Annotated in this window: 28 protein-coding genes and 2 tRNA genes; 28 read left to right on the forward strand and 2 right to left on the reverse strand. The window is 59.0% G+C overall.

What is annotated here, in order from left to right; all coding sequences use genetic code 11:
- From ACZ5RG_RS07005 to adk, 5 genes are all read left to right on the forward strand, one after another.
- The gene (locus tag ACZ5RG_RS07005; protein ID WP_298597604.1) at positions 1 to 423 is read left to right on the forward strand and encodes an ExbD/TolR family protein; all 423 of its coding nucleotides are present in this window, start codon (positions 1 to 3) and stop codon (positions 421 to 423) included.
- Entirely contained in the window at positions 420 to 1,430 is a 1,011-nt protein-coding gene (gene lpxK / locus ACZ5RG_RS07010) for a tetraacyldisaccharide 4'-kinase (RefSeq protein ID WP_464448124.1), read from the forward strand. Before ACZ5RG_RS07005 ends, lpxK begins: the two co-directional genes overlap by 4 nt.
- Positions 1,431 to 1,475: 45 nt before the next feature.
- Entirely contained in the window at positions 1,476 to 1,682 is a 207-nt protein-coding gene (locus tag ACZ5RG_RS07015) for a Trm112 family protein (protein WP_019431125.1), read from the forward strand.
- A 9-nt stretch (positions 1,683 to 1,691) separates the two neighbouring features.
- The gene (gene kdsB, locus ACZ5RG_RS07020) at positions 1,692 to 2,483 is read left to right on the forward strand and encodes a 3-deoxy-manno-octulosonate cytidylyltransferase (protein WP_464448125.1); all 792 of its coding nucleotides are present in this window, start codon (positions 1,692 to 1,694) and stop codon (positions 2,481 to 2,483) included.
- A gap of 124 nt (positions 2,484 to 2,607) precedes the next feature.
- Positions 2,608 to 3,264 carry an adenylate kinase gene (gene adk / locus ACZ5RG_RS07025; protein ID WP_298597614.1) on the forward strand — a complete coding sequence of 219 codons (657 nt, stop codon included), beginning with the start codon at positions 2,608 to 2,610 and terminating at the stop codon, positions 3,262 to 3,264.
- A 70-nt stretch (positions 3,265 to 3,334) separates the two neighbouring features.
- Here the strand turns inward: adk and ACZ5RG_RS07030 are convergent, their stop codons facing one another.
- Positions 3,335 to 4,300, reverse strand: coding sequence for an asparaginase (locus ACZ5RG_RS07030; RefSeq protein WP_315137245.1), 966 nt, complete (start codon positions 4,298 to 4,300; stop codon positions 3,335 to 3,337).
- A 74-nt stretch (positions 4,301 to 4,374) separates the two neighbouring features.
- Between ACZ5RG_RS07030 and lexA the strand changes: the two genes are divergently transcribed.
- The 10 genes from lexA to ACZ5RG_RS07080 all read left to right on the forward strand — a co-directional run bounded on the left by lexA (position 4,375) and on the right by ACZ5RG_RS07080 (position 12,706).
- Positions 4,375 to 5,046, forward strand: a complete 672-nt coding sequence (lexA, locus tag ACZ5RG_RS07035) for a transcriptional repressor LexA (protein WP_298597620.1) — start codon at positions 4,375 to 4,377, stop codon at positions 5,044 to 5,046.
- A 119-nt stretch (positions 5,047 to 5,165) separates the two neighbouring features.
- The gene (locus ACZ5RG_RS07040) at positions 5,166 to 5,507 is read left to right on the forward strand and encodes a hypothetical protein (RefSeq protein WP_315137241.1); all 342 of its coding nucleotides are present in this window, start codon (positions 5,166 to 5,168) and stop codon (positions 5,505 to 5,507) included.
- 58 nt (positions 5,508 to 5,565) lie between these two features.
- The gene (locus tag ACZ5RG_RS07045) at positions 5,566 to 6,573 is read left to right on the forward strand and encodes a D-2-hydroxyacid dehydrogenase family protein (protein WP_298597625.1); all 1,008 of its coding nucleotides are present in this window, start codon (positions 5,566 to 5,568) and stop codon (positions 6,571 to 6,573) included.
- A gap of 41 nt (positions 6,574 to 6,614) precedes the next feature.
- The gene (locus tag ACZ5RG_RS07050) at positions 6,615 to 8,135 is read left to right on the forward strand and encodes a 3-hydroxyacyl-CoA dehydrogenase (protein ID WP_464448126.1); all 1,521 of its coding nucleotides are present in this window, start codon (positions 6,615 to 6,617) and stop codon (positions 8,133 to 8,135) included.
- Positions 8,136 to 8,264: 129 nt separating this feature from the next.
- On the forward strand, positions 8,265 to 9,044 hold the full coding sequence (locus ACZ5RG_RS07055; RefSeq protein ID WP_464448127.1) for an oxepin-CoA hydrolase, alternative type: 780 nt from the start codon (positions 8,265 to 8,267) through the stop codon (positions 9,042 to 9,044).
- 58 nt (positions 9,045 to 9,102) lie between these two features.
- Positions 9,103 to 9,822 (forward strand): Crp/Fnr family transcriptional regulator, encoded by a 720-nt coding sequence (locus ACZ5RG_RS07060; protein WP_026036857.1) that lies wholly within the window; start codon positions 9,103 to 9,105, stop codon positions 9,820 to 9,822.
- A 52-nt stretch (positions 9,823 to 9,874) separates the two neighbouring features.
- Positions 9,875 to 10,960 carry a phosphotransferase gene (locus tag ACZ5RG_RS07065; protein ID WP_464448128.1) on the forward strand — a complete coding sequence of 362 codons (1,086 nt, stop codon included), beginning with the start codon at positions 9,875 to 9,877 and terminating at the stop codon, positions 10,958 to 10,960.
- Between the two features lie 42 nt (positions 10,961 to 11,002).
- Entirely contained in the window at positions 11,003 to 12,262 is a 1,260-nt protein-coding gene (locus ACZ5RG_RS07070) for an acyl-CoA dehydrogenase family protein (protein ID WP_464448129.1), read from the forward strand.
- Positions 12,263 to 12,438: 176 nt separating this feature from the next.
- Positions 12,439 to 12,515, forward strand: a tRNA-Pro gene (locus ACZ5RG_RS07075).
- 114 nt (positions 12,516 to 12,629) lie between these two features.
- Positions 12,630 to 12,706 (forward strand) — tRNA-Arg (locus tag ACZ5RG_RS07080).
- A gap of 19 nt (positions 12,707 to 12,725) precedes the next feature.
- Here the strand turns inward: ACZ5RG_RS07080 and fliS are convergent.
- Positions 12,726 to 13,052, reverse strand: a complete 327-nt coding sequence (fliS, locus tag ACZ5RG_RS07085; protein ID WP_464448130.1) for a flagellar export chaperone FliS — start codon at positions 13,050 to 13,052, stop codon at positions 12,726 to 12,728.
- 1 nt (position 13,053) lies between these two features.
- Between fliS and ACZ5RG_RS07090 the strand changes: the two genes are divergently transcribed.
- From ACZ5RG_RS07090 to ACZ5RG_RS07150, 13 genes are all read left to right on the forward strand, one after another.
- Complete coding sequence (locus tag ACZ5RG_RS07090; protein ID WP_464448131.1) at positions 13,054 to 13,629, forward strand: flagellin; 576 nt, start codon at positions 13,054 to 13,056, stop codon at positions 13,627 to 13,629.
- 119 nt (positions 13,630 to 13,748) lie between these two features.
- Positions 13,749 to 14,579, forward strand: coding sequence for a flagellin (locus ACZ5RG_RS07095; protein WP_464448132.1), 831 nt, complete (start codon positions 13,749 to 13,751; stop codon positions 14,577 to 14,579).
- Positions 14,580 to 14,663: 84 nt separating this feature from the next.
- Positions 14,664 to 15,122: a hypothetical protein gene (locus tag ACZ5RG_RS07100; protein WP_464448133.1), complete on the forward strand. Its 459-nt coding sequence runs from the start codon at positions 14,664 to 14,666 to the stop codon at positions 15,120 to 15,122.
- Positions 15,123 to 15,488: 366 nt separating this feature from the next.
- Positions 15,489 to 15,965, forward strand: a complete 477-nt coding sequence (locus tag ACZ5RG_RS07105) for a hypothetical protein (RefSeq protein WP_464448134.1) — start codon at positions 15,489 to 15,491, stop codon at positions 15,963 to 15,965.
- Between the two features lie 61 nt (positions 15,966 to 16,026).
- Entirely contained in the window at positions 16,027 to 17,238 is a 1,212-nt protein-coding gene (locus ACZ5RG_RS07110) for a flagellin N-terminal helical domain-containing protein (protein ID WP_464448135.1), read from the forward strand.
- Between the two features lie 189 nt (positions 17,239 to 17,427).
- Entirely contained in the window at positions 17,428 to 17,625 is a 198-nt protein-coding gene (locus ACZ5RG_RS07115; protein WP_464448136.1) for a hypothetical protein, read from the forward strand.
- Between the two features lie 396 nt (positions 17,626 to 18,021).
- Positions 18,022 to 19,488: a sigma-54 interaction domain-containing protein gene (locus tag ACZ5RG_RS07120; RefSeq protein ID WP_464448137.1), complete on the forward strand. Its 1,467-nt coding sequence runs from the start codon at positions 18,022 to 18,024 to the stop codon at positions 19,486 to 19,488.
- A gap of 11 nt (positions 19,489 to 19,499) precedes the next feature.
- On the forward strand, positions 19,500 to 19,868 hold the full coding sequence (gene fliE, locus ACZ5RG_RS07125; RefSeq protein ID WP_464448138.1) for a flagellar hook-basal body complex protein FliE: 369 nt from the start codon (positions 19,500 to 19,502) through the stop codon (positions 19,866 to 19,868).
- A 26-nt stretch (positions 19,869 to 19,894) separates the two neighbouring features.
- The gene (fliF, locus tag ACZ5RG_RS07130) at positions 19,895 to 21,745 is read left to right on the forward strand and encodes a flagellar basal-body MS-ring/collar protein FliF (RefSeq protein WP_464448139.1); all 1,851 of its coding nucleotides are present in this window, start codon (positions 19,895 to 19,897) and stop codon (positions 21,743 to 21,745) included.
- Between the two features lie 25 nt (positions 21,746 to 21,770).
- Positions 21,771 to 22,874, forward strand: a complete 1,104-nt coding sequence (fliG, locus tag ACZ5RG_RS07135; protein ID WP_464448140.1) for a flagellar motor switch protein FliG — start codon at positions 21,771 to 21,773, stop codon at positions 22,872 to 22,874.
- Positions 22,861 to 23,799 (forward strand): FliH/SctL family protein, encoded by a 939-nt coding sequence (locus ACZ5RG_RS07140; RefSeq protein WP_464448141.1) that lies wholly within the window; start codon positions 22,861 to 22,863, stop codon positions 23,797 to 23,799. Before fliG ends, ACZ5RG_RS07140 begins: the two co-directional genes overlap by 14 nt.
- A complete protein-coding gene (locus ACZ5RG_RS07145; protein WP_464448142.1) occupies positions 23,796 to 25,118 on the forward strand; it encodes a FliI/YscN family ATPase in 1,323 nt (440 codons plus the stop codon). The genes ACZ5RG_RS07140 and ACZ5RG_RS07145 overlap by 4 nt, the downstream gene beginning before the upstream one ends.
- Before the next feature lie 21 nt (positions 25,119 to 25,139).
- The gene (locus ACZ5RG_RS07150; protein WP_464448143.1) at positions 25,140 to 25,589 is read left to right on the forward strand and encodes a flagellar FliJ family protein; all 450 of its coding nucleotides are present in this window, start codon (positions 25,140 to 25,142) and stop codon (positions 25,587 to 25,589) included.
- Positions 25,590 to 25,681: the final 92 nt, after the last annotated feature.

Consider the following 25,681-nt stretch of genomic DNA (forward strand, 5'->3'; position numbering starts at 1 on the left):
GTGAATTTCAGACCCCGGCCCTCGTCCCCCGAACCCGAGATCAACCTGATCCCATTCATTGACGTGCTTTTGGTCGTCCTGATCTTTTTGATGCTGACCACCACTTGGTCACGCCTGACCGAAATCCAGCTGAACCTGCCCGTGGCCGATGCCAGTGCATCCAGCCAGCGCCCGCGCCAAATTGTCTTGACGATCACATCACAAGGGCGATACGCCATCAACAAGTCACCCGTCGGGGGCAGCTCGGTCGGTCATTTGGTGGCGGTCCTGACGCCACTGGTCCACAAAGACGCGATGCTGGTCATCAGCGCCGACGCATCGGCCACGCACCAAAGCGTGATCAACGCCATGGAGGCGGCACGCCGCAGTGGCTTGTCCAAAATCACCTTTGCGGCCCAATCGGCCGAAGTGCCGGGCTCTTGATCGGCATGGGCCTGTCCGCATTCCTTCACCAGCATTTGCCCCGGGTTTGGCAGCGGCGCGGCCCGCTCGCGTGGGCCTTGCGCCCGGTGGCGGCCATTTATGGCGCACTCACGACACTGCGGCGCATGGCCTACGCCACGGGCATCTTCAAAACCCGGCGCGTACCCGCCTTGGTCATCGTGGTCGGCAATGTGGTGGCAGGCGGTGCAGGCAAAACCCCGGTCACCATGGCCCTTGCCAGGCACTTGCTGGCCAAGGGCTTGCAGGTCGGGGTGATCTCGCGCGGGCACGGCCGCAAAACGCAGGACGCCCGTGCCGTGACGCACGACAGCCACCCACTGGATGTGGGCGATGAACCCTTGCTGATTCACCAAAGCACTGGCGTGCCGGTTTGGGTGGCGCGAGCCAGGGCCGATGCGGCGCTGGGCTTGCTCCACGCGCATCCGACGGTGCAAATTTTGATCTGCGACGATGGTTTGCAACACCTGGCCTTGGCGCGTGACATCGAGATTTGTGTGATGGACGAGCGCGGCGTGGGCAACGGCTGGTTGTTGCCTGCAGGCCCCCTGCGCGAAGCCTGGCCACGCCCGGTCGATTGGGTTCTGCACACCGGTCCATCCATTTCGGGTGACCGCCCACTAGGTCAATACCAGGCCCCACGGCAACTGGCAGACCACGCCCTGACCTCGGATGGGCGACACCTTGCCTTGAGCGCATTGACAAACCGCCCACTGCACGCGGTGGCCGGACTGGCCAGGCCTGAAGCATTTTTCGACATGCTGCGCCAATCGGGGTTGCAACTGACCAGCACCACCGCCCTGCCTGACCACCACGACTACCAAGACTGGAAAGCCAACCCCGACCGCACTTGGGTTTGCACCGAAAAAGACGCCGCCAAACTCTGGCCGCACGAACCCGGCGCCCTGGCGATCCCTCTGGTCATCACGCCAGAAAACGGTTTTTGGTCGGCGCTGGATGCGCGCATTGAGCAACTTTTGCAGCACTGACCTTTCCCAAACACCCCTGGCTTGGGGGCCGTTATCATTGACAGCATGGACAACAAATTGCTTGAATTACTGGTTTGCCCAGTCACCAAAGGCCCTCTCGACTTCGACCGGGAACACCAGGAACTGCTCTCGCGCAGCGCTCGCCTGGCGTACCCGGTGCGCAACGGCATTCCGATCCTGCTGGAAAACGAGGCCCGCACACTGAGTGACGAAGAAATCGAGAAACTCGCGGCCCTGCGTCCCGCGCTCTGAGCCCCAGCCATGACCCATTTTTTGCCCCCCGCAGGCTCTGCTGCGGGTTTTACGGTGGTAATTCCGGCACGCATGGCTTCGAGCCGCTTGCCCGACAAACCTCTTGCCGACATCGCTGGACTGCCCATGGTGGTGCGCGTGGCGCAACGTGCCATGCTGTCCAACGCCAGTCTGGTGGTGGTGGCCGCTGACGATAAGCGCATCGTGGCGGCCTGTGAAGCGCACGGCATACGCGCCTTGCTGACCCGAAAAGACCACGTCAGCGGCAGCGACCGCCTGGCCGAAGCTTGCCAGCTGCTGGGCCTTGCGCCCGATGCGGTGGTGGTCAACGTGCAAGGCGACGAGCCGCTGATCCCCCCCGCGCTCATCAACGAGGTGGCCCGCGTGCTGACCGAGCGGCCTGATGCCAGCATGAGCACCGCAGCGCACGCCATCGGCTCATTGGAAGAATTCACCAACCCCAACGTGGTCAAGGTGGTCATGGACGCCCGGCAAATGGCACTGTATTTCAGCCGCGCGCCCATTCCGTGGTGGCGCGATGGCCAGTCGGACTCGGGTTTCAAGGCCCTGCCTAGCCCGGCACCGCTGCGCCACATCGGGATTTATGGCTACCGGGCCGGTTTTCTGGCTTTGTTCCCCACACTGCCCCCCGCGCCAGTGGAAACCATGGAATCACTCGAGCAGCTGCGCGCACTGTGGCACGGCCACCGGATCGCAGTGCATGTCACCGCCGCATCACCCGGTCCGGGAGTCGACACCCCCGAAGACCTGGATCGGGTGCGGCAACTGCTGTTGACATGAGCTGAAAACCGGGGTTCTCCCCGTAAGCCAACTTTGAGGCTGGCGTGATATTCTCAAAAGTAACCATGCAGCAGGCCTTCGGGCTTGGCTGGCAGAAACGATTTCAAACGATAAGGACCTTCCCATGAGACTGATTCTGTTGGGCGCACCTGGCGCCGGCAAAGGCACACAAGCAACCTTCATTTGCCAGAAATACAACATTCCCCAAATCTCCACGGGCGACATGTTGCGTGCCGCCGTCAAGGCCGGCACCCCCTTGGGCCTGGAGGCCAAAGCGGTCATGGAATCAGGCGGTCTGGTCAGCGACGACCTGATCATCAACCTGGTCAAAGAACGCATCGCCCAGGCCGATTGCGCCAATGGCTTCCTGTTTGACGGCTTCCCCCGCACCATTCCCCAGGCCGACGCCATGAAGGCCGCAGGCGTGAAACTCGACTACGTGCTCGAAATCGATGTGCCCTTTGACGCCATCATCGACCGCATGAGCGGCCGCCGCTCGCACCCCGCCTCGGGCCGCACCTACCACGTCAAGTTCAACCCACCCAAAGTCGAAGGCGTGGACGATGTGACGGGCGAAGCTTTGGTGCAACGCGCCGACGACCAGGAAGAAACCGTCAAAAAGCGTCTGGATGTTTACAGCGCCCAGACCCGCCCTTTGGTGGACTACTACTCCAACTGGGCCAAAGCCGATGCAGCGGCAGCCCCCAAATACCGCGCCATCAGCGGCACCGGCAGCGTGGAAGACATCACAGCCCGCGCATTTGCGGCACTGGCTGACTGATTTTTTCAGCGGCCCCAACGAACAAAGCCCCGCATTGCGGGGCTTTGTTGTTTCAGGGCCTTGTGGGTATTTAGCCCATCAAATCCAACATCAGACTCACCCGCGCCTTGTACGCATTGAGCCCCGCAGGTGCCGTTTGCAGCGCGGCGGCTTGCCCCACGATCTGACCTTCGGCGCAACGGGAGGTCAAACGCACAGCCACGCCTTGGGCCTGCGCCTGGGACAGTGCCGACAACAGGCTTTGGTGCACGGTGCCGTTGCCCGTGCCTGCCACGACCAGTCCTTTCACGCCCGCAGCCAGGAGGGCCTGGACTTGGCGGGCATCACTGCCTGCATGGCTGTCCAAAACCGCCACCCAGGGCCAATCGGCCACACTCAATGCCAGCGCTTGGCTGGCATGGACATGCGCCATCGGCCAGCTGCCGGGGTCGGCCCAGCGCACACGGCCTTGCTCCACCCAGCCACGGGGGCCGGATTCGCCGGAGCTGAAAGCATCGAGCCGATAAGGGTGAATTTTTTGCACCTCGCGGGCATTGTGGATGCGGCCTGCGCAGACGGCCAGCACGCCACGCGCCATCGGGTCGAGGACCACGGCAACAGCGTCCAGCAGGTTTTGTGGGCCATCGGGGGTCAAGGCGGTGGCCGGACGCATGGCACAAGTCAGCACCACAGGCTTGGTGGTGCGCTGCACCTGCTGCAAAAACCAAGCGGTTTCTTCCAGTGTGTCGGTGCCGTGGGTGATGACGATGCCACCCACGTCAGGCTGTGCCAGCCAGTGGGCGCAGCGCTGCGCCAACGCTTGCCAAGTGGCGTGGTCCATGTCTTTGCTGTCAAGCTGGGCGACCTGCTCACACTGCAGTGAATCACCCTGCAGAACGTCATTCAGACCGGGTATGGCGTCCAGCAGATGCTGCACACCCAACTGGCCAGCGGTGTAGCCCGTGTGGTCATTGGCGCTGGCCGCTGTGCCGGCGATGGTGCCGCCTGTGCCCAAAACCACCACTTTCTTCATTTTTTTTGTGTCCAACACTTGCATCGCCTCAAAAACTGGTTAAAAATACAGTCACTGGATGAAACAACAGTTTAACCAGTCCCCACAAGGAGACCGCCATGACCGACAGCCCCAAACTCACCGCCCGGCAACAGGAAATTCTGGAACTGATCCAGAACACCATTGCCAACACCGGTGCGCCACCCACGCGTGCCGAAATCGCCAGCGTGCTGGGCTTCAAGTCGGCCAATGCAGCAGAAGAACACCTCAAGGCCCTGGCCCGCAAAGGGGCCATCGAACTGGTCAGCGGCACCTCGCGCGGTATTCGCCTGAAAGGCAGCAACCGCAATCACCTGCGCGCCCCATCAGACCTGTTCAGCCTCACCCTGCCCGGCTTGGGCCAATTGAGTTTGCCATTGATCGGCCGCGTGGCCGCAGGCTCGCCTATTTTGGCGCAAGAGCATGTTGACCGAACATACCAATTGGAAAGCACGCTGTTTTCCGAACAACCCGACTACCTTTTGCGGGTTCGGGGCATGTCCATGCGCGACGCAGGCATCATGGACGGCGATTTGTTGGCCGTGAAATCGACCAAAGAAGTCCGAAATGGCCAGATCGTTGTGGCCAGACTGGGCGACGAAGTCACCGTCAAACGCCTGCGCAAGACCGCCACCGGCATCGAATTGCTGCCCGAAAACCCCGATTACCAAACCATTGTGGTGAACCCCGAGGAGCCTTTTGACATCGAAGGCCTGGCTGTAGGACTCATCCGCAACACGCTTTTGATGTAAAGCACTGGCTTGTTGCTCCAGGTGGCGGGCGCTGACGAGATGGTTCTGTCAGCCCTGAAGCAACAGGCTCTTCAGCAATCCTGCCTGTGTCCAACCTCCATGCTTTTTAAAGGTTTCACATGGGAATCGCTCTGCTTGCTCTTTCAGGTCTTTTTCAAGGCTTCTCCAATTTCAACCGGGCCACACCTTCGGTGGCCAAGCCCCAGCGCGGAAACGCTTACTTGAGGCCCGTCTGGACCTCGCGCAGACCGGCTTGCACGCCCCAGGCCCTCAAAACCTCAGCCCATCCACACCGATTCCCGGCCACTGCTGCTGTTCCTGCCTTGCGTGTCTTGCGGGTTGCAGAGAGTGATCAACGTGTCAAAGGGGCCGGTCGGATGGTGATTTCCGGGCGCATGGCCGATGTCTGCGCTGAATTGGACCGCTTAGCGGCCATCGAAGCAGCACAAGCCAGCGCTTAACCCAAAGAGCAGCCCCCGGCGACTGAACCGGGCCGCCTCGTCAGGGCACAATGTAGGGATGAACATTGTGATCCTTGACGACTACCAAGATGCGGTGCGCAAACTCGACTGCGCGGTCAAACTCGAAAATTTTCCAGCCAAGGTCTATACCAACACGGTTAAAGGCATAGGCCAATTGTCTGTGCGACTGAAAGACGCCGACATCATCGTGCTGATCCGCGAGCGCACCCAACTGACGCGTGCCGTGATTGAAAAACTACCGCGCTTGAAATTGATTGCCCAGACAGGTCGTTTGGGCGGTCACGTCGATCTGGCGGCTTGCACAGAACGCGGTGTGGCCGTAGCCGAAGGTGTCGGCTCACCCGTGGCACCGGCTGAACTGACCTGGGCCTTGATCATGGCTGCTACGCGGCGTTTGCCACAGTACATTGGCAACCTCAAACATGGTGCATGGCAGCAATCGGGCCTTAAAGCGGGCTCAATGCCTGCCAACTTTGGCTTAGGCACAGTCCTCAAAGGCAGAACTCTGGGCATCTGGGGTTACGGAAAAATTGGTCAATTGGTGGCCGGCTACGGCAAGGCGTTTGGCATGGATGTGATGGTCTGGGGCAGCGACGAGTCGCGCACCAAAGCCATCCAAAACGGCTACCGTGCCGCAAGCAGTCGCGCTTCATTTTTTGAAGAAGCCGATGTGTTGTCTTTGCATCTGCGCTTCAACGAAACCACTCAAGGCATCGTCAAAGGCGAAGATTTGGGCCGAATGAAGCCATCGGCCCTGTTTGTAAACACGTCCCGCGCCGAATTGATCGAGCCCAATGCCTTGATCGGGGCCTTGAATCGGGGCCGACCCGGTTTGGCTGCGATCGATGTCTTCGAATCCGAACCCATTTTGCAAGGCTCCGCCTTGCTGCGCCTGGAAAACTGCATTTGTACACCTCACATTGGCTACGTCGAAAAAGACAGCTATGAGTTGTATTTCGGCACGGCGTTCGACAACGTGGTGAACTTCATCAAGGGCACTCCGACCAACATCGTCAACCCAGGCGCCTTGCAAGTTCGCCGTTAAGCGCGCCCTGTTATTTCAATCTTCGATTTACTTTTACAACCATGACTCTCGCATTCTCCAAAGTTGCCATCATCGGTGCCGGCGCCATGGGCCGGGGCATCGCCCAAATCGCCGCACAAGCAGGCAGTCAAGTCTGGCTTTACGACACCCAAGCCGACGCCATTCAGAAAGCACGCGATGCCGTTTTCCAGCAATGGGACAAGTTGCAAGAGAAAGGCAGACTGACGGCCGAAGCCGTCGCAGTTCACAAAAGCCGTTTGCTGGGCGCAAGCAGCATGCAAGACCTGGCCGGGTGCGAATTGGTGGTTGAAGCCATCGTAGAGAAGCTCGACATCAAGAAAAGCCTGTTCACCGAGCTCGAAAAAATACTGGCTCCCACAGCCGTGCTGGTGACCAACACATCGTCGTTGTCAGTCACCGCGATTGCCGCAGCACTGCAACGCCCAGGCCAGTTTGCGGGTTACCACTTTTTCAACCCTGTGCCACTGATGAAGGTGGTCGAAGTGATCGCCGGCCTCAAAACCGACCCCGCTGTCTGCCAGCGCTTGTCGGACTTTGCACGCCAGATGGGCCACACCCCTGTGCAGGCACAAGACACGCCCGGCTTCATCGTCAACCACGCAGGTCGTGGCTACAGCACCGAAGCGCTGCGCATCGTGAGCGAAGGCATTGCCGATTTCGCAACGATTGACCGCATCCTGCGCGACCAGGTCGGCTTCAAACTCGGCCCGTTCGAGCTGTTTGATCTGACCGCCCTGGATGTGTCACACCATGTCATTGAGGCCATTTACCACCAATATTACGAAGAGCCGCGCTACCGCCCGAACGTCATCACCGCCCAGCGTCTGGCCGGTGGTGTGGTGGGCAAAAAGGTCGGCGAAGGCTTCTACAAATACGTGGACGGCGTGGCGCAAGTGCCCGCTGAGCCCCCCGTGCCCGTGGTCGACAACATCCCGCCCGTGTGGGTCTCGCCCCGCGCGGCCCGCCGCATGGAACTTCTCCAGCTGCTCAAGAATCTGGGTGCCACAGTCGAAACCGGCGCATCTCCATCGCCCGATGCACTGACCATCGTTGCACCGTTGGGCTTTGACATCACCACCGTGGCCGTGGTCGAGCGCCTGGACCCGGCCCGCACAGTGGGCATCGACATGCTGTTCGACGACGCCGCCACCAAGCGCCGTGTCTTGGCCACGAACCCCGCCACACGCACCGACATGCGCGACGCGGCTCACGCCCTGTTTGCCCGCGATGGCAAAGCGGTCTCGGTGATCCGCGACAGCGGTGGTTTTGTCACCCAACGTGTGGTGGCCACCATCGTCAACATCGCCTCTGACATTTGCCAGCAGCGCATCTGCACACCACAAGATCTGGAAACCGCTGTGACCTTGGGATTGGCTTACCCCATGGGCCCATTGGCCATGGGCAACCGACTGGGGCCAGACAGCATCCTCGAGGTGTTGTTCAACTTGCAAACCGTTTATGGCGACACCCGTTATCGCCCCAGCCCTTGGCTGCGCCGCCGTGGTGCGATCGGCTTGTCTCTGATGCACACCGAAGAATGACGACTTTGAGGGACAGATCTTTAGCTCTGTCCCGATCTGATGAATTTGAGGGACAGATCTTTGGCTCTGTCCCGATCTGATGAATTTGAGGGACAGATCTTTAGCTCTGTCCCCAACTGATTAAAAAAAATGACTGCACAACTGATCGGCACCAGCGAAGGTCAAACCCTGATCCTGACGCTCAGCAACCCCGAATTTCGCAACGCGCTCGGGCCAGAGATGTACGCCGCTGGGGTGGAAGCCCTGAGCGTGGCCGAGTCCAACCCCGATGTGCGCAGCGTGGTCATTACCGGGGCCAACGGCATCTTCAGCGCAGGCGGCAATTTGCAGCGACTGCAAAACAACCGCCAACTGCCGCCTGAGCACCAAGCGCAAAGCATTGAAGGCCTGCACAACTGGATCGAAGCGATTCGCACATTCCCCAAGCCGGTCATCGCGGCGGTCGAAGGGCCTGCGGCGGGTGCCGGCTTTTCTCTGGCACTGGCTTGCGACATGATCGTCGCGGCCCGCAACAGCGTGTTTGTGATGGCCTACAGCGGCATTGCACTGTCCCCTGACGGTGGCGGCAGCTGGAGCCTGTCACGCGCTGTGCCGCGCCAGTTGGCCACCGAGTTGCTCATGTGCGGCGAACGCATCGGTGCCGAGCGCCTGCAGCAACTGGGCGTGGTCAACCGCTTGGCCGATGCTGGCCAATCGCTGCAGCAGGCTTTGCAGCTGTGCGAACAACTCAATGCCCGCGCCCCCAATGCATTGGCCAGCATCAAGGAATTGTTGTCCGATGCCGACGGCAGCACCCTGAATGCACAGTTGGCGCGTGAACGTGACCAATTTGTCAAAAACCTGCATCACAACAATGCCGGCATTGGCATTGCGGCGTTTTTGAACAAGCAAAAACCCCAATACGAATAAAGCCGCCTGGTCCCCCAGGCGACAAAAAACCGAACACCAGTCACTCAAAGGACAGAGCATGGACGAACCGATTCTGACAATGGAGGAAAGAGAAGCGATCAACAGTGGTCGCTGGTTCTCAAGCCTTTCACCTTCACTTCGTCACGACATACTTCGATGCGCTTACGTCAAACGTCACAAAGACGGCGACATGCTCGCTGCACGGGGCGATCCACCCGAGCAGTGGATTGCCTGCGCCAAGGGCGCAGTGCGCGTGAGCTCGACCTCGGTGTCGGGCAAGCAGATCACGCTGACGTATGTGGAGCCCGGCATCTGGTTTGGCGATGTGTCGATCTTCGACGGAGACCGTCGCACACACGATTGCTATGCGCACGGCGACACCACCACACTGAATGTGGCCAAAGCCGACTTCAAAAAAATCCTGTCACAGCACGTCGAGTTTTACGAAGCCATGTTGCGACTACAGTCACGCCGCATTCGCCAGCTGTATGGTTTGGTGGAAGACCTCAACACCCTGCCCTTGCGTGCGCGGTTGGCCAAACAGCTCAACCACTTGTTGCGCAGTTATGGGGTGCCGAGTTTGTCGGACGCCAAAGCCGTGCGCATCAGTTTGCAACTGGCGCAAGAGGAATTAGCGCAGTTGCTGGGTGCCTCGCGCCAACGCGTGAACCAGGAGCTCAAGCAAATGGAGCGCGAGCTGATCATCCGCATCGAACCCGGTGGTTTGGTGGTACTGGACCGCGACGCCTTGCTGGCCATCGTGAACGCGGATCACTGACACGCTCTTTTTTTAACCCATCACCGCTGAACTCAGCGGACACAGGTACCCCATGAGTGCTTTTGACCATTTCGTGGGGACCCGACCTGTCTCGGGCACGCACGCCTTTGACATCCTGGCGTTGGAAACCTGGCTCAGTGCCAGACTCCCCGGTTTTGCGGGCCCCTTGAGCGTGGAGATGTTCAAGGGCGGCCAATCCAATCCAACCTACAAACTCATCACCCCAGCGCGTCAATACGTGATGCGGGCCAAACCCGGCCCGGTGGCCAAATTGCTGCCTTCGGCACACGCCATTGAACGGGAGTTCGCCGTCATGAAGGGCCTGCATGGCACCGATGTGCCGGTGGCCGAGATGCACGTGCTTTGCGACGACGAATCGGTGATTGGCCGGGCTTTTTATGTCATGGAATTCGTGCAAGGCCGCGTGCTGTGGGACCAATCCCTGCCGGGCATGAGCCAGGCCGAACGCGCTGCCATCTACGACGAGATGAACCGCGTGCTGGCGGCACTGCACAAGGTTGATTTCGCCAAACAAGGTCTGAGCAGCTACGGCAAACCGGGCAATTACATCGCGCGCCAGATTGGCCGTTGGAGCAAGCAGTACGCCGCATCCATCACCCAGCCCATCCCCGAAATGGACCAGCTGATCGAATGGCTGCCCCAAAACATCCCGGCCAGTGCCCAAGACGATTCGCTGGTGAGCATCGTGCATGGCGACTACCGACTGGACAACCTGATGTTCCATCCGAGCGAAGCCCGCGTTTTGGCCGTGCTCGACTGGGAGTTGTCCACACTGGGCCACCCCTTGGCTGATTTCAGCTACCACTGCATGGCCTGGCACATCAGCCCGGGTACGTTCAGGGGCATCGGCGGGCTCGATCTGGCCGCGCTGGGCATCCCTTCAGAAGCCGAATACATCCGCCGCTATTGCGATCGCACGGGGTTCACGACGCCTGAAGCGCTGGCCAAAGACTGGAATTTTTACCTCGCCTACAACATGTTCCGCATCGCGGCCATCTTGCAAGGCATTGCCAAACGCGTCGAAGACGGCACTGCCTCCAGCGACCAAGCCAAAACATCGGGCGCAGGCGCCAGGCCCATGGCCGAGTTGGCGTGGCGTTTTGCCAGCAAAGCCTGAACCTTTTTGATCAAGCCGAATCCCAACCCTAGGAGATAGACCATGGATTTTGAATACACCCCCAAGGTCAAAGACATGCAAGCCCGCTTGCTGGCCTTCATGGACGAGCACATTTACCTGAACGAGGCTCGCTTCTTCGCGGAGATTGCCGAAAACCGCGCCAAAGGCAACGCCTGGGTTCCGACCCAAATTGTCGAAGAGCTCAAGCCCAAAGCCAAGGCTGCGGGCCTGTGGAACTTGTTCCTGCCCAAGTCCACACGCGCACCGCAAGGTTTGTCCAACCTCGAATACGCCCCGCTTTGCGAGATCATGGGTCGTGTGCCCTTTGCCGCAGAAATCTTCAACTGCTCAGCCCCTGATACCGGCAACATGGAAACGCTGGAGCGTTACGCCAGCGAAAACCTGAAAGACGAATGGCTGGAACCCCTGCTTCGCGGTGAAATCCGATCGGCGTTTTTGATGACCGAGCCCGATGTGGCCTCGTCCGACGCCACCAACATCGAATGCGAGATCCGCCGCGATGGCAACGACTACGTTATCAATGGCCGCAAATGGTGGTCGTCCGGTGCCGGTGATCCGCGTTGCGCTGTGTACATCGTGATGGGCAAAACCAACCCCGATGCAGGCCGCCACGAGCAGCAATCCATGATTGTGGTGCCCGCTAACGCCCCCGGCATCACGGTGGTCCGCGCGCTGTCGGTCTTTGGCTACGACGATGCGCCGCATGGCCACATGGAAGTCTTGCTCAAAGACGTCCGCGTTCCAGCCGAGAATATTTTGCTGGGCGAAGGCCGTGGCTTCGAGATCGCACAAGGCCGCTTGGGTCCTGGCCGCATTCACCACTGCATGCGCACCATCGGCATTGCAGAGCGTGCGTTGGAATTGATGTGTCACCGTCTGAACACACGGGTCGCCTTTGGCCGCGAAGTGGCGCGTCAGACCGTGTGGCAAGAACGTGTCGCAGAGTCGCGCTGCATGATCGAGCAGGCCCGCTTGTTGACGCTCAAGGCGGCTTACATGATGGACACCGTGGGCAACAAGGTCGCCAAAGCCGAAATCGCCATGATCAAGATCGTTGCGCCTCAAATGGCTTGTCAAATCATTGACTGGGCCATCCAGGCCCACGGCGGCGGCGGCGTGTCGCAAGACTTCCCGCTGGCTTATGCCTATGCCCACCAGCGCACGCTGCGGCTGGCCGACGGTCCGGACGAAGTGCACCGCAACTCTTTGGCCAAGCTCGAGTTGGCGAAACAACTGGCCTTGCCTGGTGAGGTGGACATGCCCATCACTCGCGGCAGCTGACGCTTTGCAGCCCCTCCAAATGGTCTGCAAAAGCACGCCGTTTGGGGGTGGCAACACCGTCCCCGCTCACGTTGACGGCCTTGCATATGAAAAAGACGACTTGAATGTGAATCCAATGCGACTTTTTTAACGACGTCGTCAAGAAAGGGCTGTTTGAGGGTTAGAATATCGCTTGTCGGAGCGTAGCGCAGCCTGGTAGCGCATCTGCTTTGGGAGCAGAGGGTCGCGAGTTCGAATCCCGCCGCTCCGACCATTCACCTGAATGTATTCAGGCAATTCAAAAACAAAGACATGGGTAGATTCTGAAAAATCCACCCTGCTACTTTGAACAAAAAAGGCCCGTAAGGGCCTTTTGTGTTTCCAGATTCTGCCCGTAGCTCAGTTGGATAGAGCAACAGCCTTCTAAGCTGTGGGTCACAGGTTCGATCCCTGTCGGGCAGACCAACAAGGATCGCAACCTGTTTCAGTTCGCGTAATGTGTTTTGCGGCTGGTATCGGTCAGCAAGCTGGGCAGGGTCTGCCAAGCTTGGGAAATGTCCTTGATCAAAGTTTTGACTTCTTCCAAGGCGGCCAGGTCGTTGTAGGCATTGATGTGAAACAGCCTGCGCGTGACGTACGCATACAGCTCATTCAGGTTTTGAGCCAATTCACCACCGCGCTCAAAATCCAGCGCCCCTTGCAAACCCACCACAATGCGACCGGCACGGGCCAGCGCTTTGGACTTGTCTTCGATGGCGTTGTTCTGGATATGGCCTGTTGCAGAAGGCGCGATGGTTGAACAAACAAACATGATGCAACGTATGCGTGAAATTGCAGTCCAATCAGCCAACGACACAGTTAGTGCTGACCAGAAAGGCTACCTCGATACTGAATATCAGTCATTGTTGACCGAGATCGATCGAATCGGTGGTGCGACACAGTGGAACGGTGAAAACGCACTTGATGCAACAGGCGGTACAGGAGCCGATGGTTCTTATGTATTCCAAGTCGGTGCAAACGCTGACCAGGCTATTACTGTTGCTATCGGTGATATGAGCACGGCCGGCGAACTAGCTGACCTTGATGGCACTGATATTACAGACTCAACAAACGCTAACTTAGCGATCACAGCTATCGATACCGCCTTGGATGCCATGAACAGCCAACGTGCAACTCTCGGTGCGGGTATTAACACCCTAACCTACGCTGCAGATAATTTGGCCAACGTATCGCAAAACACAACAGCTTCACGTAGTCAAGTTTTGGATACTGATTACGCACAAACCACCACCGAGCTGGCACGTACGCAGATCATTTCGCAAGCGGCTACTGCGATGTTGGCACAAGCGAACCAGGCACCTCAGTCTGTTCTCTCGCTCCTGCGTTGATTGATCTTTGATCAGAGCCTGGTTCAGTTTGAACCAGGCTCTTTTTACTGAAGGCTCATGGCTTTCGGTTTCAAAGATCACAAAGCTGCCCTTCGACGTTTCATGACGGGAGCCTGTCCATGTCTATTGTGAATACCAACACCAGTGCGCTGGCCGCTCAAAAAGCCATCGGATTGAATAACCGAGCCATGAGCATTGCTACTGCGCAGTTGTCCACCGGGAAACGGCTAAATTCAGCGTCTGACGATGCAGCAGGTACAGCCATCAGTGTAAAACTGGCCACACAAGTTCAAAGCTTGAACATGGCAGTACGCAATACCAATGACGGGATTTCCATGATGCAAACAGCAGATGGCGCTGCCGGCGGTATTCAAGACATGTTGTACCGAATGAAAGAGTTGGCGGTGCAGGCGCTCAACGATACCAACAACAGCAGCGATCGCACAGCGCTTGACAGCGAATTTCAACAACTCGAAGCGCAGATCAGGGATACCGTGGCCAACACAACTTGGAACGGCATCTACTTGTTGGACGGCAGTTTGGGCAATAACAGTGGTGTCGCTACATACCATGTAGGTGCCGCGGCAAACGACGGCGTTGCCGTGACCTATGCGGATTTCGACCTGGCTGCGCAACCCCTGACCACCGCTCGCGCGGTTAACACGGGTGCCAACGCAGACACCGCGCTAACCTCCATCGACGATGCGATCAACCAAATCAGCACCGCCCGAGCCACTTGGGGTGCGGCCATGAACCGGCTTGTGCATGCCGGTGACAACGCCATGCAGGTATCGCAAAACGTGGGTGAATCCTACAGCCGCATCATGGACACCGATTACGCTCAGGCCACAGCAGATCTGGCGAGAACCATGATCCTAGATCAAGCTGGCTCGGCCATGCTGACCCAAGCCAACCAACAGCCGTATTACGTACTGGCGTTGCTCAGTTAAGCCTCAAAAGGCTTTGGCATGTTCTTTGCTGCGAAAAGGTGTGGAGGCCATTTTTTGCCGACATACTTTCCTCCAAGGAGCCCTATGCTGCACGCCGCACCCGCCTTTTTGGCCAAAACTTCTTATTCCGCCCTGCTGACAAGTGCGACCCAAGAGCTGAGCCCGACCAAAATCCGGCAATCCATTGCCGACCTGGTGGGCCAAAACCGCTTGACCGAGGCCGATGCGCTCTCGCATGAGGCCATGCAACGGTTTCCGCAAAGTGAAGACATTTTGGTCATTCGCGCTTTGGTCACCCAAGTGCGACAAGACTGGCCGGCCGCCAGCACGGCACTGGAAAAGTTGATAGCCCTGCAAGGCCACGCCGCTCAGGCTGTAACTTGGGGCCAGTGGGTGCGCGTGCTGCGCTGTATGGGCGACGATGCCCGCGCCATGACAGCCGCAGCTCAAGGCTTGGCCACACACCCCAAACACCCCGAGCTACAAGAAGCGTTCAGCGCATTGCAACGCGTGGGCATCGCGCCAGCGCTCAAGGTGGCTTAAAGCGCGCCTGAGCATCGCAGGCTCTTAGGGCCTAAAGACAGCATCCTTCGGCGGCCAAACCCATCAGGGCTTGGCCGCTTTTTTACGCCTGCAAGTGCACAGGATGCTGAAACACCACTTAAACCAATAGCGGCAAAGCTTTGCCACACGGGATGGCTCAAAGCTTGCCAAATCCAACAGTGGCACGGGATTTCGACACCCTCACCTTTAAAAAACCAGATTCCCGCGGGTTTTTTCCAAATATTTAGCAAAAAAAGCGCGTTCAGGGCTAAAGAAAAGCTGGCACAGGGATTGCTTGAATGGTTGCATCTTCGGTTTTGACCCCTTGTCACCGAAACTTTTTTGACACCGTCATTGGAGCCCGTGATGTCCACACTCTTGCAAGCCATGTTGTCGCAGTCCGTGTCTGGCCAATTTTTGACCATGCGCGAAGTGTCCCGATTCTCAGCGGCAGAAATTCGCCAGACCATGGCCGATTTGGTCGGCAGCAACCACATTGAGCTGGCCGACGCTTTGTCTGCGGCGGGCTTGAGCCTCTATCCCGAGAGCGAAGACATTTTGGCCATCAGCGCCCTGCTGGCCGAAATCAAACGTGACTGGACCACAGCCGAACAGCTGCTGACCCAGTTGATGACCCAACAAGGTCAACACACCACGCCCTTTACTTGGCGCCACCTGATTCGCGTACTGCGCTGCCAGTGCGAACCCGGCAAAGCGCTGCTGATGGCCAAAAAAGCCATTGCGGCCTACCCTGAAGACGACATTTTGCGTGACGAGTTTTTGTCGCTGCAAGAACTGGTCTCCGAGCAGATGCCCGTTGCGGCTTCAACCCAACTGCACTGAAGACTCACCGAGTCGGCACTGCTCAACCCCTTATCTGAAACTCACCTAGAGAGTCACCGCCATGTCTGTTATCAACACCAACATCAAGTCATTGGTCTCGCAAAACGCGATGGTCAAAAACAACCGTGATCTGGCCGATGCCATGCAACAGCTTTCCACCGGAAAGCGCATCAACTCGGCCAAAGATGACGCAGCCGGCCTGGCGATTTCGTCGCGCATGACTGCACAAATCACCGGTTTGGACCAAGCCGTGCGCAACGGCAACGATGCGGTGTCGATGTTGCAGACCACTGAAGGCGCGATGATCGAGATGACCAACATGCTGCAGCGCATGCGTGAGTTGGCCGTTCAGTCGTCCAACGACACCTACACAGCTGTTGACCGTGGCTATTTGGACCTTGAGTTTCAACAACTCAAAACAGAAATCAACCGCATCACCGACACCACCGAGTGGAACGGTATGGCTTTTCTGAACGGCTCAACCACCAACGACGATGGCACGATTGGCAAATTTGAGTTTCAGGTCGGCGCTAACAACGGCCAAATCATCACGCACACGATTTCAGACATGGGCTACCGTGCTGATCCAGGGCTGGCAGCGTTCGCCATCACAACACCCAACGTTGTTGCGGTGACAGGCCCTCCTGCGGTCGCAGCACAAGCCCAAGTTTCGACGCTGACACTTAGCGGAATTTACATGGCAGATGACGTGATTTCGTTCACCGCTGGCGGTGAAACCAAGACTTACACCGTATTGGCCGCTGATTTGGCAAGCGCTGACAACGCAACCAACCTTGCCAGCATTGCGGCAAAGTTGCTGACCGCAGCGGACACCCCCATGGGCACTGCTGGGGTGACACGGACAGGCAATGTTTTAACATTCACGGCCGCAACAGCCGGGACGGGCTTCTCAACGGCGTCCAGCATCACCCTGACCAAAGACAACGGCGCTTTGACCAATCTGCGGGCTCTGACGATTCTGAACAACACAGACGCAAACACGTCTCTGAACCAATTGGACGTGGCCATCAACCGCGTCAACACCGAGCGTGCCGGCTTGGGTGCGGTGATCAACCGCCTGAATTACGCGGTCGACAACTTGGCCAACGTGTCGCTGAACACCTCCGAGTCGCGCAGCCGCATCATGGATGCCGATTACGCCAAGGCCAGCAGCGAGTTGGCACGCACGCAGATCATCTCGCAAGCGGCCACTGCCATGCTGGCGCAGGCCAACCAGCAACCCCAATCGGTGCTGAAGTTGCTGCAAGGCTAAGCATTTCAGCGCTCTGCGCAGACCTGCAAACCGTCACGGTTTGCAGGTTTTTTTTCGTTCAATTTTTCCTGTTTTGGCACAGCTTTTGCTCAATCTGAGTTGATCGCCCGCATGCCGAATGGTCGACGATTTTCTGACAGGGTGTCTCGCCCCCCTGCACAGTCGTTGGCCTGGCTTGAAGCCTTGAACTTGAACGCCGTCACCGAAAAACCAATGCATCCGCTTGCCCCACACACCGCTGAAATCACCCGTCAGTTTTTGATGGCCATGTGCGCCCAAGCGCACAGCCAGCTTGCCCTGCAACACTTGGGCTCAATGCCCCAATTGGCCATTCAAGCGCAGGCCAACCTCAATCGGCAGGCTGCGCTGGAATTGCTGCGCGACTGAATGACCTCCCCCACCCATCCTCAGCAACGCGGCCCGAACTGCTGGCAATGCCAACATTTCGCGATCACCCACATCCCCTCGGCACCATATGCCTGCCGAGGCATGGGGTTTCAGTCTCGTCTGCTGCCATCTCTGGAAGTGCTGCGGGTAGACGGGCAGTTTTGCCGGGTGTTTCATGCCAAAACCCCGGCAACACCGCGTTGATGCACAGGCACTCGCAGCGCACTTAAGCCGCCCCAAACCGCTGTCAATCTTTCGTCAAGCCGGTGTCAATTTACCAATAGACTTGCCAATATTTAAGTGTTCCTTTTTTGATTTTTTAAACCTTTAGAAATAACAAAATCAGTTGGCACAAGGGTTGCTTAGTTAGTCTCATCAGAACATGAGGCCAACGCCGTGAAGTCACCCATCGCATCCACCCCTCTGGCCATTTGGCTGGACCCCGAAAGAGCCCTGAGCCCCGAGCACAGCCAAGCCTTGCAGGTCAGTGGCTGGGCCGTGATGCCAGTGACCACGCTGGACAATTTGCTGGCCCACGCCGCCGATGCGGCCATGGTGGTCTTGCACCTCACGCTCGACGTGACCCGACTCAAAGCCGTTCAACAACTCTTGCAGGACGCAGGCTTGAGCACACCGGTGGTTTGCCGCGTGGACCGCCAAGAACTGGACCTGGCCGTAGAAGCCACCCAAGCCGGTGCCCTGACGGTGCTGGCCGCGCAAGACGTGCGCCCGGCCTCTTGGCTGCGTCTGCTGACCCAACTCAACCCGGCGGCCAGCCAAAAGACACACCAGCCCGTGCGCAACGTGGTGTTTGTGGACCCCGCCAGCCAGCACCTGTTGGCATTGGCCCAAAAAGTGGCCCAAGCCGATGTGACCGCACTGCTGGTCGGCCCCACCGGCTCGGGCAAAGAAGTGTTGGCCCGTGTGCTGCACGAAGCCTCTGGCCGTGCCCAAGGTCCGTTTGTCGCGCTGAACTGTGCGGCCATGCCGGAAAACCTGATCGAAGACATATTGTTTGGTCACGAAAAAGGCGCCTTCACAGGGGCCCACCGTGAGCAAAAGGGTTTGTTTGAACAAGCCCAGGGCGGCACCTTGTTTCTGGATGAAATTGGCGAAATGCCCATGCACCTGCAAAGCAAGTTGCTGCGCGTGCTGCAAGAGCGCCAACTTACCCGCCTGGGTGGTCAAAACCTCATTCAGCTGAATGTGCGCATCGTGGCCGCCACCAACAAAGACCTGAAAAAAGCCATTGCCGAGCGTGAGTTTCGCGAAGACTTGTATTACCGCATTGCCACCTTCCGCATGCGTTTGCTGCCACTGGCCGAGCGCCCTGGCGACATCGTGCCACTGGCCATGCAGTGCTTGCTGCAACACGACAAAAAACCCTGGCAGCTGAACCCGCAGGCCCAAAGCCTGTTGCTGCAATACCCCTGGCCCGGCAATGTGCGCGAGCTGGAAAATGTGATGCGCCGCGCCATGGTGCTGTGCTCCGACCACCAAGTCACACCGGCCCACCTGATGTTTGACGACTGGTTGACCAGCTGCACAAACGTGCCAGCACCCAGCCCGACACCCGTAATGGCCGATGCAGAGGCACCCCGCGCTGTCGCGCCATTCATGACAGAGACCGCACAAAGCAGTGAGTTCGGTGCAAGTGCCCCCTCTGACGAAGGAAGCACCCTGCCCACCAACCTGAACAGCGCAGCTCGCATCAACGAACACCAAGTGATCATGGCCACGTTGGCCAACACCCCCAGCAAAACAGAAGCGGCCAAACGCCTGGGCATCAGCCCACGCACCCTGCGCTACAAACTGGCCCAGTTGCGTGAGCACGGTCTGGGCATGGCCAGCGCCGCTTACTGAAGGAGACACGCATGATCGACAAAGCCATTTCTCCAGCCAGCATCCAGTCGATGCTGCAAACCCTGCGCAGCCACCAGAGCGAAGCTTCGGGCAAAACAGGGGGCATGTCCGGCATCGGTGATTTGACCGGCGGTGCGGGCGCTACGGGCGGTGTTCAAAAAACAGGTTTTTCTGAATTGGTCACGGGTGCGCTCGGCCAAGTCAACCAACTGCAAGTCCAAGCATCGGACATGCGCGAAGCCTTTGACCGGGGCGAAGACATGGCCTTGACCGATGTGGTCTTGGGCATGCAGAAATCTTCATTGGCTTTTGAGGCGACCTTGCAGGTCCGCAACAAAGTGCTCAAAGCCTACGAAGACATTTTGAACATGCCTGTCTGACCCCCCTGAACTGAAGAAGAACAAACATGGCTGCAGCAATCGCAACAATGAACCCCGGCATGATGACAGCGCCCCCAGCGGCTGCCAACACCCCGGCCACCATCCCAGGCAACACCGCGGTCGCCACCGTCCCCGGTGCGCCAGAAAAAGACGCCGCAGCCAGCAACAGCCTGAGCCCCTGGCACACCAAAGGGTTTTCAGATTCATTCGCCAAAGTCATCAACCAGCCTTCTGTGCGCCGGGTCTTGCCCCTGATCGTCATGTTGGTGGTGCTGGTGGTTTTTGGTCTGATCTATGCCTGGATGAACGTCACCCCTTACCGCCCCGTGATGCCTGGCCTGCAAGAGGCCGACCAGCAAAAAGCCTACGAATCGCTCAAGGCCGCTGATTTCAGCCCCAAGATTGACCCCACCACAGGACAGCTGACCGTGCCCAGCCCGCGCTTTCACGAAGCCCGGATTTTTCTGGCCTCGCAAGGCTTGCCCAAAGCCGGTGCCACAGGCCTTGACGGTCTGAAAGAACAATCGTCCATGACCACCAGCCAGTTCATGGAACAGGTCAAGGTCAATGCGGCCATGGAGCAAGAGTTGGCCCGAAGCATCATGCAAATTGGCAGTGTGCAAAGTGCCCGCGTGCACTTGGCCACACCCAAGCAAAGCGTGTTTGTGCGTGACCGCACGCCACCCAAAGCCTCGGTGGTGCTGGCGCCTTATCCGGGCCGCGCCGTGTCGGCCTCGCAAGTGCAGGCCATCGTGCACCTGGTGTCTTCAAGCGTGCCGTACCTGGCGCCAGACCATGTGACCGTGGTCGACAACGTGGGCAAGCTGATGACCGAATCGGCAACCGAACAAAAGCTGGGCCTGACCTCTGCACAAGAGCAACACAAACAACACCTTGAAGAGGTGTACCGCACCCGCATCATGGAAATCCTGTCGCCCATGGTGGGCGAGGCCAATGTGCGCTCGCAGGTGAACCTGTCGTTGGACTTCACCCAGATCGAAAGCACCACCGAAGACTTTGACAACCGCGACAAAGGCCCCCGCACCCGCTCCGAAGTGCTGGCCGAAGACCGTGCCGCCAGCCGCGCCGCTGAGGGCGTTCCGGGCTCTTTGGCCAACACGCCCCCCGCCGATCCCACCACCACCAACAACACCCAGGTCGATGGCAACAAAGGCCAAAGCGAATCGGGCAGCAAACTCAGCAGCCGGTCCACACGCAACTTTGAGCTCGACCGCACCGTGCGCCATGTGCGCAATGCAACGGGCGGCATCATGAAGGTGAGCGTGGCCGTGGTGGTCAATGAACGCCCTGCTCCACCACCTGCCAAAGACGCACCCGTGGTGCCCAATGCCCCGACCTCGGTGGCCTTCACACCGCAAGAGCTCGAACAAATGCTGCAAGTGGTTCGTGGCGTAGTGGGTTTTGACCAGCAACGCGGCGATAACGTGTCGGTGGTGCCAGCCAAGTTCGAACCCACAGCCACTTTGGAAACCATTCCTTGGTACCTGGAAGATGCCGTGCAAACAGGCATCAAGAGTGGCTTGCTCGCCATCAGTTTCATCGTGTTCATGTTGATCGTGATCCGACCCATCATGCGTAACGTGTACGCCAACCATGCCGCCGAAGAGCAACAGGCCAAGGCCGCGCTGAGCGATGGCGAACTGAGCGAAGACGACATGCGCATGATCCAGATCGGCGAAGGCGACAGCCTGCAAGAGATCAAGGCCAAGCTCAAGCCCAAGAAGTCGAGCATCTCGATGGACATGTTGGACACCGCCAACACTTACGACGACAAAGTGGCCCTCATCCGCATGCTGGTGGCCGAAGACTCGGGCCGCGTGGCCAACGTGCTCAAGGGCATGATCAAGGTCAACTGAAAAAGAACAACAAGGAACAACGACCATGGCCACCAAAAAACCCGATGACAAAGACGTCAAAGATGGCAAGGACGCCCCTGCAGCGCCTGCGGCCAATTTGGCGGTCGCGATGACCGAAGAATTGGCCAAGGAGCTGGCCGAGCTGACGGGCACCCAACGTGCTGCGGTGTTGATGCTGTTGCTGGGTGAACAGCAGGCCTCTGAAATCATTCGCTTCATGAGCCCCAAAGAGGTCCAATCTTTGGGTGCGGCCATGGTGTCGGTGTCCGACTTGTCGCAAGAAGCCGTGAACATCGTGCTTGACGAGTTCGTCACCATGCTGAAAAAGCAAACCAGCCTGGGCCTGGGCACAGGCGACTATGTCGAAAAAGTGCTCAAGCGCGCTTTGGGCGACGACAAAGCGGCCTCGGTGCTCAGCCGCATCATGCCGGGCCAGGGCAGCAAGGGCCTGGAGATCCTGAAATGGATGGATGCCCGCTCGATTGCCGAAATGATCCGGGGTGAACACCCCCAGGTGGTGGCCATCATCTTGTCGGTGCTGGAGTACACCGTGGCCGCTGACGTGTTGAACTTCTTGCCCGGCGAATCTCGCCCCGAAATCATCCAGCGCATTGCCAGCCTGGAGACGGTGCAACCGTCTGCCATGGAAGAGCTGGAGCAAATCATGATGAAGCAGTTCGCCACGAACTCCTCGTCCAAATCGTCCAGCTTCGGCGGCATCAAGGCCGCGGCCCAGATCATGAACTCGGTCAAGGTCGAACTCGAATCGTCCATCATGTCCGGTCTGTCGCAGATCGACGGCGATTTGATGCAGCGCATTCAGGACAACATGTTCACCTTCGAAAACCTGGTGAGCGTGGACAACCGGGGCATTCAGGCCATCATGCGCACCGCAGAGCCCGACCTGCTCATGCTGGCCCTCAAGGGTGCCCCGGACTACGTCAAAGACAAATTCCTGGACAACATGTCGGCACGTGCACGCGTCATGTTTGTCGACGACATGGAATCCAAAGGCCCCTTGCGCATCACCGAAGTGGAAGAAGCGCAAAAGAACGTCATGCGTCTGGCACGCAAGCTGTCCGATGCGGGCGAGCTGGTGTTGGCGGGAGGCGGCGATGGCTTCGTTTGACACGCCGCAAGCGCCCACCGCCAGCGACTGGAGCACCAACCCCTTGCTCAACAGCAAGGTGCAGGCACCCCACTTTTTGCGCACCCAATGGGACGAGGCTTCGGCTCAATCCTTTGGGCCTTGGCGAATGGCCCCAAAGGCAGAGCCGACCGATGGCTTGCTGAACGCCCCGCCCGATGCCGATCTGGCCACGCCAGGCGATGCCGAGGCCGCTGCCCATGGCGACGACCTGTTGCCTGCCGAAGACGGTTTGGCCCCCTCACCCTGGAGCGAGGCCGAACTCGCTCAGTTGCGCGACGAAGCCTTTGAAAAAGGATTTCTCGAAGGTCAGGCGCAAATGCGCACCGAGCACGATGCCGAACGCGCCAAAGAACGTGAACTCATTCGCCACCTGGGCATTGAGTTGCGCAGCATCGGACAAGACCCGCAGCGGTTTTTTGAGCCCCTCAAGCGCCTGGCCCTGCATGTGGCCGAGCAATTGGTGCGGGCCGAACTGCAACTGTCTGGTCAGGCCGTGAGCAACCTCATTCAGGCCTGCGTTCAGCAGCTGGACCACCCGCCCGAGTCGGTCAACGTGAGCGTCAACCCCGAAGACCTGCAGCGCCTCAAAGCCATGGGCGAGTCGGCCACCCAACACCTGCAACTGGAGGCCGATGCCCAGTTGCGCCCAGGCAGCGTGCGCGTTCGCGTCAACGACACCGTGGTGCAAGACCTGATTGAACACCGGCTCGAACCGCTGGCCCGGCGTCTGTTGGCCCAGCCCGAAGCCTGGATGCAACAGTCCTCGTTGGTCAAAGACCAGGCCGAAGCCATGCCCGCTGACACGCCCAGCCGCGACTGGAACCGCCAGGTGATCGATGTTGAAGACACCGAAATGAAAACCTCTTCTCAGCCAGCATCGCCCGCCGATGACGACACCCCATGATGAATTTTGACGCCGAAGTCAGCCAACTGGTCGGCGAACTTCGCACGCCAGACCCACAACGCAGCGGCACCCTGGTGCGCTTGGTGGGCATGCGCCTGGAGACACGCGGCTTGATGGCCCCACTGGGCGCTTGCTGCGAGGTGCTGGGCCAGTTTGGCCACCGCGTCGAGGCCGAAGTGGTCGGATTCAACGACGAAACGCTGTACCTTCTGCCCTTCACCGAGCCTCAAGGCATTGGCCCGGGTGCCAAGGTCAGCGTCATCAGCCACACCTCGCAGGTGGCATTGGGGCCGGCGCTGTTGGGGCGCGTGCTGGACGGTCGGGGCCAACCCCTGGACGGCAAACCGGCACCGGAGTGCACCGACATCTTGAGCTTGCAAGGGCGACCCATCAACCCGATGGAGCGCGGCCCGATTCGGGACATTCTGGACGTGGGCGTGAAAGCCATCAACGGCATGCTAACCATCGGGCGCGGGCAGCGCCTGGGCCTGGTCGCTGGCTCTGGCGTGGGCAAAAGCGTGCTGCTGGGCATGATGACGCGTTTTACAGAAGCCGATGTCGTGGTCATTGGCCTGATTGGCGAGCGTGGCCGTGAAGTGCAGGCCTTTATCGAAGAATCCCTGGGGCTTGTGGGTCTGGCCAAGTCGGTGCTGATTGCCGCCCCCGCCAATGAATCGCCCGTGCTGCGCCTGAAAGCCACGCACATGACGCATGTGATCGCCGAGTACTTTCGCGATCAGGGCAAAAACGTCTTGATGCTGGTGGACAGCCTGACCCGCGTGGCCCATGCCCAGCGCGAAATCGGCCTTGCCGTGGGTGAGCCGCCCACCGCCAAGGGCTACCCGCCGTCGGTGTTTGCCTTGCTGCCTAACCTGATTGAGCGGGCAGGCGTGGGCCGCCATGGCGTGGGCTCAATCACCGCCATCTACACCGTGCTGGCCGAAGGCGATGACGCCAACGACCCGATCGTGGACATCGCACGCGCCTCGCTCGATGGCCAGGTCATGCTGTCGCGCAAGCTGGCCGATGCCGCGCACTACCCTGCGATTGACCTGAACGGCTCGATCTCACGGGTGATGCAAAACCTGCTGTCGCCAGAAGACCAAAAACTGGCCAACCGCTTCAGGCGGCTGTGGTCGCTGTACCAGCAAAACCAGGACTTGATCCAGGTGGGTGCCTACGAAGCCGGAAGCAACCCGGACCTGGACCAAGCCATCCGCTTGCGCTCGGCGATGGAACATTTTTTACAACAAGACATGCACACCGGCCAGGACGCTGCCACCACGCGCCGCGACGTCCAGGCATTGATGAACAGCTAAGCCCCCCCCAGAAAGCCACTGATGCGACAAGCCCGAAACTGCTGGCCCGTACTGGTTCGCAAAGCCCAGGACACGGTGAACGAGGTGCAAACCGAAATCGCCCAGGCCGTGGCCCGCGTTGAGCAGCTGCAAGCCAGCCACCAGCGCCTGTGCAACCTCTACGACGAATACCGCCTGCAAGAAACCCAGAGCAACGCCACCGTGATGGGCATGCAAGCGAGCATGAACCACCGTCAGTTCATGGCGCAACTGCTCACTTTGCAGCAACGCGTGGTGGTCGACTTGGGCAAAGCGCAGGCCACCTTGACGCAAACGCGCAAAAAGCGCGTGCAAGCCGAAATCGAGCTGCACAAGATGCAATCACTGGCCGACCAAGACGCCAAAGCGGTGGCCAAGGACGTGCAACGTTATGAACAACGGCAAATGGACGAACTGGGTGTGCGCCAGTTCAATCTGGGCCTTCAGCTTTAACGGCAGTGGCCCGGTCCACCGATCAGACCGTCCAGGCCACACGCATGGCCCATGGCCCATGCCGCAGGCAGGGACTGCTGCATATTCAACAT

This window comes from Limnohabitans sp. TEGF005, assembly GCF_055394835.1.